The sequence below is a fragment of the Pseudomonas inefficax genome, assembly GCF_900277125.1.
Classification (GTDB): domain Bacteria; phylum Pseudomonadota; class Gammaproteobacteria; order Pseudomonadales; family Pseudomonadaceae; genus Aquipseudomonas; species Aquipseudomonas inefficax.
The window spans coordinates 183,079-193,382 of record NZ_OPYN01000150.1 but is presented as its reverse complement, the minus strand read 5'-3'; the positions used below and the strand labels follow the sequence as shown (position 1 = coordinate 193,382).

Annotated in this window: 11 protein-coding genes; 6 read left to right on the top strand and 5 right to left on the bottom strand. The window is 60.5% G+C overall.

What is annotated here, in order from left to right; translation table 11 throughout:
* Positions 1 to 78: 78 nt before the first annotated feature.
* Positions 79 to 564, top strand: coding sequence for a DUF2165 domain-containing protein (locus JV551A3_RS17395; protein ID WP_133973378.1), 486 nt, complete (start codon positions 79 to 81; stop codon positions 562 to 564).
* 175 nt (positions 565 to 739) lie between these two features.
* Entirely contained in the window at positions 740 to 1,258 is a 519-nt protein-coding gene (locus tag JV551A3_RS17390) for a GNAT family N-acetyltransferase (protein ID WP_112253820.1), read from the top strand.
* Between the two features lie 556 nt (positions 1,259 to 1,814).
* Here JV551A3_RS17390 and JV551A3_RS17380 read toward each other — a convergent pair.
* Genes JV551A3_RS17380 through JV551A3_RS17370 form a run of 3 tightly spaced genes read right to left on the bottom strand, consistent with a single transcriptional unit; the run spans position 1,815 to position 4,856 of the window.
* A complete protein-coding gene (locus tag JV551A3_RS17380; RefSeq protein WP_133973376.1) occupies positions 1,815 to 2,165 on the bottom strand; it encodes a RidA family protein in 351 nt (116 codons plus the stop codon).
* Positions 2,166 to 2,182: 17 nt separating this feature from the next.
* Entirely contained in the window at positions 2,183 to 3,427 is a 1,245-nt protein-coding gene (locus JV551A3_RS17375; RefSeq protein ID WP_133973374.1) for an NAD(P)/FAD-dependent oxidoreductase, read from the bottom strand.
* Positions 3,428 to 3,434: 7 nt separating this feature from the next.
* Positions 3,435 to 4,856 (bottom strand): aminotransferase-like domain-containing protein, encoded by a 1,422-nt coding sequence (locus tag JV551A3_RS17370; protein ID WP_133973372.1) that lies wholly within the window; start codon positions 4,854 to 4,856, stop codon positions 3,435 to 3,437.
* A 345-nt stretch (positions 4,857 to 5,201) separates the two neighbouring features.
* Between JV551A3_RS17370 and JV551A3_RS17365 the strand changes: the two genes are divergently transcribed.
* Entirely contained in the window at positions 5,202 to 6,602 is a 1,401-nt protein-coding gene (locus JV551A3_RS17365) for an amino acid permease (RefSeq protein ID WP_133973370.1), read from the top strand.
* A gap of 580 nt (positions 6,603 to 7,182) precedes the next feature.
* Here JV551A3_RS17365 and JV551A3_RS17355 read toward each other — a convergent pair.
* Positions 7,183 to 7,803: a LysE family translocator gene (locus JV551A3_RS17355; RefSeq protein WP_133973368.1), complete on the bottom strand. Its 621-nt coding sequence runs from the start codon at positions 7,801 to 7,803 to the stop codon at positions 7,183 to 7,185.
* Between the two features lie 51 nt (positions 7,804 to 7,854).
* Between JV551A3_RS17355 and JV551A3_RS17350 the strand changes: the two genes are divergently transcribed.
* The 3 genes from JV551A3_RS17350 to JV551A3_RS17340 all read left to right on the top strand — a co-directional run bounded on the left by JV551A3_RS17350 (position 7,855) and on the right by JV551A3_RS17340 (position 9,216).
* Entirely contained in the window at positions 7,855 to 7,977 is a 123-nt protein-coding gene (locus tag JV551A3_RS17350) for a GNAT family N-acetyltransferase (RefSeq protein WP_372239053.1), read from the top strand.
* A gap of 289 nt (positions 7,978 to 8,266) precedes the next feature.
* Complete coding sequence (locus JV551A3_RS17345; RefSeq protein ID WP_235874592.1) at positions 8,267 to 8,860, top strand: GNAT family N-acetyltransferase; 594 nt, start codon at positions 8,267 to 8,269, stop codon at positions 8,858 to 8,860.
* Positions 8,857 to 9,216: a cupin domain-containing protein gene (locus JV551A3_RS17340; RefSeq protein WP_133973364.1), complete on the top strand. Its 360-nt coding sequence runs from the start codon at positions 8,857 to 8,859 to the stop codon at positions 9,214 to 9,216. Before JV551A3_RS17345 ends, JV551A3_RS17340 begins: the two co-directional genes overlap by 4 nt.
* Positions 9,217 to 9,271: 55 nt before the next feature.
* On the opposite strand, the gene JV551A3_RS17335 is transcribed toward JV551A3_RS17340, so the two are convergent.
* Entirely contained in the window at positions 9,272 to 10,288 is a 1,017-nt protein-coding gene (locus tag JV551A3_RS17335) for an alpha/beta hydrolase (RefSeq protein WP_133973362.1), read from the bottom strand.
* Positions 10,289 to 10,304 lie beyond the last annotated feature (16 nt).

Here is a 10,304-nt window from a genome sequence, read left to right as displayed (position 1 = left end):
CCTCGAGTTAAGTCAAGGTTTTAGAGTGTCGTCCGAACTCTCTCGCTACTTCCGGAAACGAACTCACAAGGACCAGGAATGGACACTCCGACCTCACTGCTGATTTTCCAGATCACCTGCTGCATTGGCTTGAGCCTGTGGCTGAGCATCAGCCTGATCAACAACCTGCATACCTTTGCCAGTTCGGCCGGGGCGATCGGGGCGACCATGTCGATGGCGCCGCTGGCCCAACCGCCCGCAATCAGCCTCCCACTGCTGGGGCGAGCGATGACCTCTCCCTCGATCCATCGCCTGGCCTTGGCGATCATCGTGCTGATACAGGCAGCTGCCGTGCTCACGGCCTGGGTCGGCTGCTATGAACTGGTGCTTGGCGACGGGCTGGAGGCTTCGCTGCCCTGGTTGAACCTGGCCTTGAGCGCGGCGCTCGGGTTCCTGCTCGCCATGTTGCTGGGTGGGATATGGTTCGGCTACTGGATCCGTCAGGAGGGGTTGCAACTGACCCATCTGCTGCTGATGGTCTGGATCCTGCTGCACTTCGTCGTACTCAATGTCCGGTGGAGTTGATGGGCGATGGACACTTGCAGGATGCCAGGAAGGAGCAACAGCTGAAGCCGATGAGCGTAGGGTCAGCGTTGATAGCGACTGCTTTCTAGCCGAAGCAGACATCTGCTGTAGCCGCGGTCGAGCCGTAGCTGGCATGCTTGTCTGATCGCTAGCGGGAAGACGCAGGGAGTCTACGATGGAACGGTCTTGCATCACTTATTACCTGGAAATGACCTCGGCTTCCGAGTTGAAGGAAAAGCCACAGCGTCACGACCTCCAGATCATCGAATGTGAAGTGCCTCAGGCGGAATTCAATCGGTTTCTCTACAAGCTGGTAGGAACGCCCTGGGAGTGGGGCGATCTTGATAGCTGGAGTAGTTCCCAATGGCAAGCGCTGGTTGAACAGGAGTGCCACCGTACCTGGGTTGCCTATCACCGTGGTGCGATAGCCGGCTATTACGAGCTTTATCGCCCTGACGGCCGTAACTGCGAAATCCGCTACTTTGGCTTGGCGCCTCAGTTCCTGGGGTGTGGATTCGGCGGAGCGCTATTGAGCCACGCTGTTCGATCTGCGTGGGAATGGCACGGTACAGAGCGGGTGTGGGTACATACCTGCACATTTGACCATCCTGCCGCGCTGCAAAATTATCAGGCGCGTGGATTGCGTATTTTCAAGCAGGAGGAGGCAGAGCCAAGCCAATCATCGCTGGGTTGAAGCTGCTGGCCGCTAACGACCCATAGCCGACGTTGCGTCTTGCAGCGGACTTTGTGGGAGCGGGTTCACCCGCGAACATCGGCACAGCCGGTGCCATCCACCGCGGCGCCTGCTTCGCGGGTAAACCCGCTCCCACAGAGTGCGTGTCGCACTCACGAAGCCGGTTATTCTCAAGTGTCCGCTTCGGGTCGGTAGCGGCCAGTTTACGGCTGGCCGATACCGACCTAGAGCGGACAGCAATCCAAAGCTCTGTAGTCAGTGCAGGCCTCATCGCCGGCAAGCCAGCTCCCACAGGAATATCATCAGCCATCAGGCATGCGCTGTACCTGTGGGAGCCGCGCTTGCCGGCGATGGGCCGCGAAGCGGCCCCTGTTACAGATGCCCGCTATGGGTCGATAGCGGTCACTCGGCGGAAGCTGCATTTGGGCTAAACAATCATACTGGCGAGAGTGTCAGTCCAGGCCTTGTTACACTTGAAACAACCGTTCCGGGAGTTCCGAAGCTTGAGCCTTTCGGTGGCCATCCGGGCTCGTCACAAGCCCGGCGCCACGTGCCATTACTCGGGAACGGCAGCGGTGATGATCACTTCCACCAGCAGCCGCGGATCTGCCAGCTTCGCCTCGCCGCAGGCTCGCGCCGGTGCATGGCCGCTGGGTACCCAGGCATCCCATACGGTATTCATCTCGGTAAAGTCTGCCATGTCGGCCAACCAGATAATGGCCTGAAGCAGGTGCTGGCGAGTGGTGCCGGCCTCATCGAGCAGTGCATCGACCCGCGCCAGGGCTTCTCGGGTCTGTTCCGCCACGGTCTGGCCGGTCTCGCCGACCTGGCCTGCAAGATATACGGTGTCGCGGTGGATCACGATCTGGCTCATGCGCGGGTTGATCTGTTTGCGCTGAATGGTCATGGGTCAATCTCCTTGGGTCAGAAACGGCGTGAGGAAAACGCGTCGAGCCATGCAGGCGCTGTTCCTTCGATGAGTTGGCTTACCAGTTGCCCTGTCACTCCCGCCAGTGTCAAGCCAAGGTGCTGATGACCAAAGGCGTGAATCAGGCGCGGTTCGTTCGGCGAGACGCCAATGACCGGTAGCGAGTCCGGCAGCGACGGGCGAAAGCCCAGCCAGCGCCTCGCCACTGGCTGGCGAAGGCCAAGCACGCGCCGTACCCGTTGCTCCAGGTACTCGTAGCGCCGGGGGTTGGCTGGGTCATTGATTGAACCCAGCTCCACGGTGCCGGCCACGCGCAGGCGACCCGCCATGGGGGTCATGTAGAAGGCGCTTTCGACCGGGCAGCAGGGGCGTTCGAGCAGGGTATCCTCCAGGTCGAACTCGATATGGTAGCCACGCTCGGTATCCAGCGGGATGCGATCGCCCAGTTGCTGTGCGAGGGTGGCAGACCAGGCTCCGCCGCACAGCACCACGCGTTCGGCGAGCAGGCTGTGGCCATCGGCGCAGTCCAGTTGCAGTGCATTGCTGCGCCGAACAAGGCGCTGCACGGTGCTGAAACACAGGGTGCCATCGAGCAGCAGTGGCGCTGCCAAGTCCTCGAAGAAGCGCTTTGGATCATCCAGATGGGAGGATTTGGGAAAGAGGATGCCGCCTACCGTCTTGCCGGCCAGTGCGGGCTCAAGTGCTTCGAGTTCGTCGCGACTCAAGCGCTGTTGAGGGATGCCGAAGCTGTCACGCAGCGCATAACCGCCGTCGGCGCCACGCAGGCTGTCCAGGCTGGAGTAGGCATAGATGCAGCCTTTATGGCGCAAGTGCTTTTCGGCCACTGGCGCCTCATCCAGCAGTGGTGCATACCCTTCGTAGGTGTGTTGCAGCAATTGTGCAAGGGCCGTCGCGTTGCGCTGGAAATTATGAGGCCGGCACTGATTCAGGAAGCGGACAAGCCAGGGCATCAAACGCGGCAAGCGAGACCACCGCACCACAAGGGGCGAGTCCGCCGAGAAGAGCAGGCGTGGTATGTCGCGCAGCAGGCCAGGTTGTGCGATAGGCATGCAGCCATAGGGCGCAAATGTGCCCGCATTGCCATAGGATGCACCTGCAGCGACCGCATCGCGCTCCAGCAACACCACATGGTAACCCTGGCGGCGCAGCCACAAGGCAGTGGCAACGCCGACCGCACCGGCACCGATTACAGCGACTTCACAACGCTCTGGCATCTTCATCTAGGCTTCAGACCCTGTCGAACATATGCAAATGGCCTTGCTGCGCGAAACGGGCAATGACGTCCAGGGCCTGGACAAGCTGCTCGCGAGACTTGGCCGCGGAAAGGTTGATGCGCACCGCATTGGGCGACTGGTCGTGGCGCAAGCTGAACGCCCCGCCGGGCAGTAGCCCGACGCCATGCTCCCGGCAAAGGCGGGCGAAACGTGACGCGCTCCAAGGTTCAGGCAGCTGCAGCCAGGCATGTGTGCCAACATCGCTGGCCTGGTAATGCAGGCCCTTGAGGTGCTCTGCGAGCAAGGCCTGGCGTTCGCGCAACTCCTCGCGCTGATGGGCAATCAGTGCCTCGGTGACGCGATCCTCGATCAAGCGTGTCGCGATCAGCGCGTTAAGCGGCGAAATGCTCCAGCAGTCGATGCGCAAGGTGGTGGCGATGTTCTGCACCTGTTCGGGTGGCGCGACGACGAAGCCGATGCGCAGGCCCGGTGCGATGCATTTGGAGAGGGCGGTGACATAGAACGTTCGCGCAAGGCGGCGCAACATGAATGTCTCGTCCCTGCGCTCGAGCAACGGGCGATAGACATCGTCCTCGATCAGCCAGAGGTCGTCGTGTGGTGCAAGTACTTCAAGAAGGTCCACGCGACGTTGCGCGTCAAGGGTGATGGCGGTCGGGTTATGGATCGACGGCACGAGGAACAGCACCCGTGGTGCGTAGGTCGCGATAGCCTCGCCCAGGGCTTGAGGGTTCATGCCCCGCTCATCCCCCTCTACGCCAACCAGGTTCAGCCCCAATGACCGGCACAGGGCGTTGATGCCCTGATAGGTAATGCTGTCGGCCAACACGGTGTCACCTGCCACTGTCATGGCGCGCAAGATGCAGGCGATGCCGTGCTGGGCCCCTTCGGTGATCACCACATTGCTCGCTTGAGCGGGTACATCCAGTGCACGCAACCAGGTCGCCGCGGCTTCTCGCGCCCAGGGCATGCCTTCGGAGGGGTGATACTCCTTCATCCCGGCAAAGCGCAGGTCGCTGGCCAGGCGCGGCAGGAGGGTGGCCAGAGCTTGGGTGTAGGCATCGGTAGCGGGGCGGTTGACGCTGAGGTCGATCATGCCGGGGGCATCGCTTGGCGCCGACTGGAACTGCACCTGTACTTGGCGGGGCACCGCAACCTGGGTGCCCCGGCCTGGGCGACTCTCGACCAGGCCTTGCTCCTGCAGCACGGCCATCGCGCGGGTCACGGTGGTGATGTTGATGCCCAGTTCGCTGGCCAGTTCGCGATGGGGTGGAAGCCGTTCGCCCGGACGCAGGGCGCCACTGCGAATGGCTTCGGCAAGGGAGGAGGCCAGTTGCGCGTAGAGTGTTTCGGCGCTGTCGCGCTGCAGCAGCGTATCCGTCTTTAGGGCAGAAAGTAGCTCTTTGAATGGGCTCATGGCCTGATTTTTCCTTGTGCTTATCCTGCGCGCAGCAGGATAACAGCTGGGGTTGTCCTGTATTTTTACCCATGACAAACGATATTGACAAGATATATATGGGTTGATAGCTTCGAATTGTACTGCTTGTCATGCATTACAACAATGCGAACCCCTACGGTAGGAATTCGCCATGACAGATCAGCCGTTCCACAGCCTGGCGCGCAGCCCGCTTGCATTGCTTCCGGCTCCAGGGGGCCACGGCAGGCGCCCAGAATATCCGGCGTCGCATCACATTTCATCATCCGATGTCTCGTTCGGCGAGGCTCGCTTGTACGGCAACCCGCAGGATCAGGAGGTGCACCCATGAGCAATTCGCTGAAGCTGGATGAGCCGCGTGAGCGCCGGCTGAGTGGCGCCTTGCGCCAGCGACACATCACCATGATTTCGCTGGGCGGCATCATTGGCGCCGGCCTGTTCGTTGGCAGCAGTGCAACCATTGGCGCGATCGGCCCCGCAGCGTTCCTCAGTTATCTTGCCGCCGGCATCGTGGTGATGCTGGTAATGCGCATGCTCGGTGAAATGGCGGTGGCGATACCGGGCGTTGGATCGTTTACCGAGTACGCGCGACTGGGGCTGGGCAATTGGGTCGGTTTCACCAGTGGCTGGTTGTACTGGTACTTCTGGGTCATTGTCGTGGCGGTGGAGGCGGTGGTTGGAGCCGACATATTGAAGCAATGGATCCCGCTGCCCGCCTGGGCCATCGGCCTGAGCCTGCTTGCAATCATGACTGCCATCAATTGTCTGTCGGTGAAGTCCTATGGCGAGTTCGAGTACTGGTTCGCATCACTCAAGGTGTTCGCCATCATCGTGTTCATCGGCTTGGGTTGTGCCTATCTGTTCGGTTGGGCGGCTAGCACCGGCGCCTTGCTGGACAACCTGGTCAACGACCGCGGCTTCATGCCCTACGGCATCGGCGCCGTGCTCGCCGGCGTGCCAACAGTGATCTTTGCGGTGGGCGGCGCAGAAATCGCTACCATCGCTGCAGCCGAATCGGATGACCCTTCCAAGAGTGTCGCTGCGATGACCCGCTCGGTGATCTTTCGGGTGATCACGTTCTACGTCGTCTCTATTCTGCTGATCGTCTGTATCGTGCCCTGGGGCAGTATCGAGGCAGGGCATTCACCCTTCGTCGCCGCCATGGAGGTCATGCATGTACCGGGTGCGACTGTGATCATGGAAGCCGTGGTTCTGGTCGCCGTGCTGTCGGCGCTGAACTCCGGGTTGTATGTGTCCTCGCGCATTCTGTTCGGCCTCAGCGAGCGTGGCGATGCGCCGGCTGCATTGTCGCAACTGACCGGCCACCGGGTACCGCGCTTGGCGGTATTGCTGAGCAGTGTGATTGGCTACATTGCCATCGCCGCAGCGATCGCGTCACCGCAAGGTGTTTTCCTTTTCCTGGTGAACGCCTCGGGCGCCATCATGTTGTTTGTCTACCTGGCCATCGCGATCGCTCAAGTGCGGCTGCGCCGTCAACTGGAGCGCGAAGCACCACAGCGCCTGACGCTGCGCATGTGGCTGTTCCCAGGTTTGTCCTACGCGGTTATCGCCGCCATCGTCGGGGTGCTGGTGGCCATGGCGTTCCAGGAAGGGCTGCGCACGCAATTGCTTGCCAGCCTGGTCAGCCTGGGGGTGGTATCGGCGGCGCATCTGTTGGTGCGCAAGCGCCGGTTGCACGCCGGGCCGCGTGATACGCGCGTTGCATGACCGCACCGTCGGATCGAAACCCCGCCAACTGGCGGGGTTTTCTCATGAAGCGTCATTGCAAAACAGTCATTCGCGACTGGCAGCTATCGACCCATAGCCGACGTTGCGTCTTACAGCGGACTTTGTGGGAGCGGGTTCACCCGCGAACACCGGCACAGCCGGTGCCATCCACCGCGGCGCCTGCTTCGCGGGTAAACCCGCTCCCACAGAGTGCGTGTCGCACTCACGAAGCCGGTTATTCTCAAGTGTCCGCTTCGGGCCGAATGCTGCCGTTTGCCGTCTATAGCCAAGGGCCATTGACAGCCATTCGCGAGCTGACCGCTATCAACCCGAAGAGGTCATCTGTAACCGGGGCGCTTCGCGGCCCATCGCCGGCAAGCGCGGCTCTCACAGGTACAGCGCATGTCTGAGGTCTAATGAAATTCCTGTGGGAGCTGGCTTATGGGTTGTCCTCGCGTCAGGGGAGAACAAGGGTGAACTCGATACGGTGGACGGTCGCGATCCGCCCCATTGCTGTCCTTCGCGGAAGGTTGTTCATGTGTAAACCTCCGGGCAATACACCGGCGCCTTACTGAATGGCTTAACGTTTACTGAAGGCGAGACGAGCAGCAAAAAGAACGAAGAGCATTCCTGTTGCACGATCCATCCACGCAACCACCTTCTCACGCCGCAATATACCGGCCAGCGGTTGGGTTGCGGCGATCAGAATAATTGACCATAGCAACCCGATTACCACGTGAATACTTACCAAGCCGAACGTCCAAGTAATCAATGGCTGGCCTTGGGGAATGAATTGGGGCAAGAAAGAGACGTAGAAAATACCAATCTTGGGATTCAGGATATTTCCCATCACTCCCTTCAGGAACCAGTCACGGCTTGGCTTTGCTGCCGCTTGGACAGGCGACAATGATTTACGCGGACGTAAAAGCATATTCAGCCCGAGCCAGGCTAGATAGGCGGCACCGCAGTATTTCAAGACGTTGAACGCCAACTCTGATACGGCAATCAGTGCTCCTAGTCCAAATGCCACAGCGGCGCCCCACAGCAAGCAACCTGTGTTGATGCCCAGCGCGGCGCGAAAAGCCTGCTGCTTTCCTTCCACGGTGGCCGTTCTCAATATCAAAGCAGTGTCGAGGCCGGGCGTCAGTGTTAACAGCGTTGCTGCGAAGGTGAACGCAAGAAGGTTGTCAGCAATTGACATAGGGAGATGGCCTCGGCGTGATTTTGAAGGGAAGTTAACCTCAAAAGCTGCCTGTTGAAAGTCGCATCTCCTTCGGTAGCAGCTTATGAACGTTATGGTTTTGCGTTGGCAGGGGAAGTGGGCGAAACTGCCGGGTTGGTCTATCAGCCGATGGAGAAGCGGCTGACCAATTGAATCGCCGCTTTCGACCCATAGCGAACATCTGTAACCGGGGCCGCTTCGCGGCCCATCGCCGGCAAGCGCGGCTCCCACAGATACAGCGCATGCCTGAAGGCTGATGATTTTCGAAACATGCTGGGTAAAGGCCATCCCCACGTGACTTCGAGGGTGGGACAGCGTCGCTCGCCGTGTTGACGGTGTTCGCCTGGAGCATGATGGGAGCCGTTCAATCCGGCTACCCTGCCACCCTGTCATAGGCGTAATCCTTGAAAACTCACCACCCGATCCCATGGGAGCACTGTACATGCCTGTCGAGTTCAGACCCGCTCAAGCCTCGGACGCGCAAGATATTGCGCGCTTCTTTCAACTGACATCGGAAGGCATGGCCGATTACATATGGAGCAAGCTTGCCGCACCTGGAGAAGCGTTGCTGAGTGTCGGTGCGTCTCGCTATGCCAGGGAACAGGGCGACTTTTCCTACAAGAACTGCCTGATGGCCACTTTCGAAGGGCGCGTCATCGGCATGATGCACAGCTATGCCTTGCGCGAGACACCTGACAGGCCTGTCGAGACAGACCCGGTCCTCGCACCTTATTCCGACATGGAAATACCCGACACCTTGTACATTTCCAGCCTGGCCCTGGATGAGGCGTGGCGCAGCCAGGGGCTGGGCGTCCAGTTTCTTCGCCATGCCCAGCAACGTGCCGAGGATTCTGGCCTGGATGGGCTATGCCTGATCGATTATGCAGAAAACCACGGTGCACGCCGCTTCTACGAACGTCACGGTTTTCAGATTGTTAAAACCTGCCAGATCGTTCCGCACCCGATGCTGGGCGTAACCGGTGAAGCCTATTTGATGTATCGCCCTACCCACAACGTGCTCGAGAAAAAACCATGAACAAGAAACTGACCGTGTTCCGCGAACTGGATATCCAACCGGTGCGCGACCTGCCCTTTTTTGAAGCGGTCCTGGAAGGCACCCCTCATACGCTGACGTCCAAGTACTATCACGATGAACAGCAAGGTCGCATTTCCGGGGAATGGGAAGCCAGCACCGGAGCGTGGCGCATCGACTACAAAGTCTGGGAGTTCTGCCATGTCCTGAGTGGACGCTGCGTCATCGAGCTTGAGGGTTGCGCCCCCGTAACACTGGCCGCTGGCGACACGTTCATCATCGAACCGGGCGCCAAGGGCAAATGGACCGTGCTGGAAGACATGAAAAAGAACTTCGTGATCCTCTTGCACGGGAAGTAGGCGCGAGGCATGGAAACGACCGATGCGGCCAAGCCGCACCGGTCGTGAACCACTATCACTGCAGATGCTGTCTGATCGCCTGGGCAGCCTGGTCCATCGCACTGCGGGTACCGGGCACCTGGCCGAGTACGTTGAGCAGGCCGAAGTCGTGGATCATGCCGTTGTAGCGCACGGCGGTCACCGGTACGCCAGCAGCGCCAAGCTTGCGGGCGTAGGCTTCGCCTTCATCGCGCAGCACGTCCATCTCGGCGGTCTGTACCAGCGCGGGTGGCAGGCCTTTCAACTGCTCCAGGCTTGCGCGCAGCGGCGAGGCGTGGATGTCGTCACGCTGCCTGGGGTCGCTGGTATAGCTGTCCCAGAACCACTGCATCATGTTGCGGGTCAGGAAATGGCCTTCGGCGAACTGGTTGTACGAGCCGTTGTTGAAGTTGGCGTCGGTCACCGGCCACAGCAGGGCCTGGAAGCGCAGCTTTGGCGTGCCGGCCTCCTTGGCCTTGAGCGCCACAACCGCCGCCATGTTGCCGCCGACGCTGTTGCCGACAACCGCCAGGCGCTTGCCATCGACGCCAATCTGCCTGCCGTTCTCGGCAACCCAGCGGGTGGCGGCATAGGCCTGGTTGATGGCGGTTGGGAATTTTGCTTCCGGCGATGGCGTGTAGTCGACATAGACGGCCGCCGCACCGGAGCCGAGCACCAGGTCATGGATCAGGCGTTCATGGGTCGGGTAATCACCCAGCACCCAGCCACCGCCATGGAAGAACATGAACACAGGCAGCTCGCCTTTCGCCCCTTGTGGACGTACCACGCGGATCTCCAGGGCCTGCCCGTCGACAGCAATGGTGCGGCGCTCGACCTGGATGCCGGATACGTCCACATTCACGCTGGCCTGTGCGCCAGTGAGCACGGCACGGGCGTCTTTCGGCGACAGGGTTTCCAGTGGTTTGCCGCCACCGGCTTCAAGGGCCTGGAGGAAAGCCTGGGTGGTGGTTTCCACACCGGGGCTACCGGCGGCGAAGGCGCTGTTGACGGCGAGCGCGAGCAGGCCGGCGGCGAGGGGGCGGGAGAGTTTCATGGTCAAGCTCCTGAGG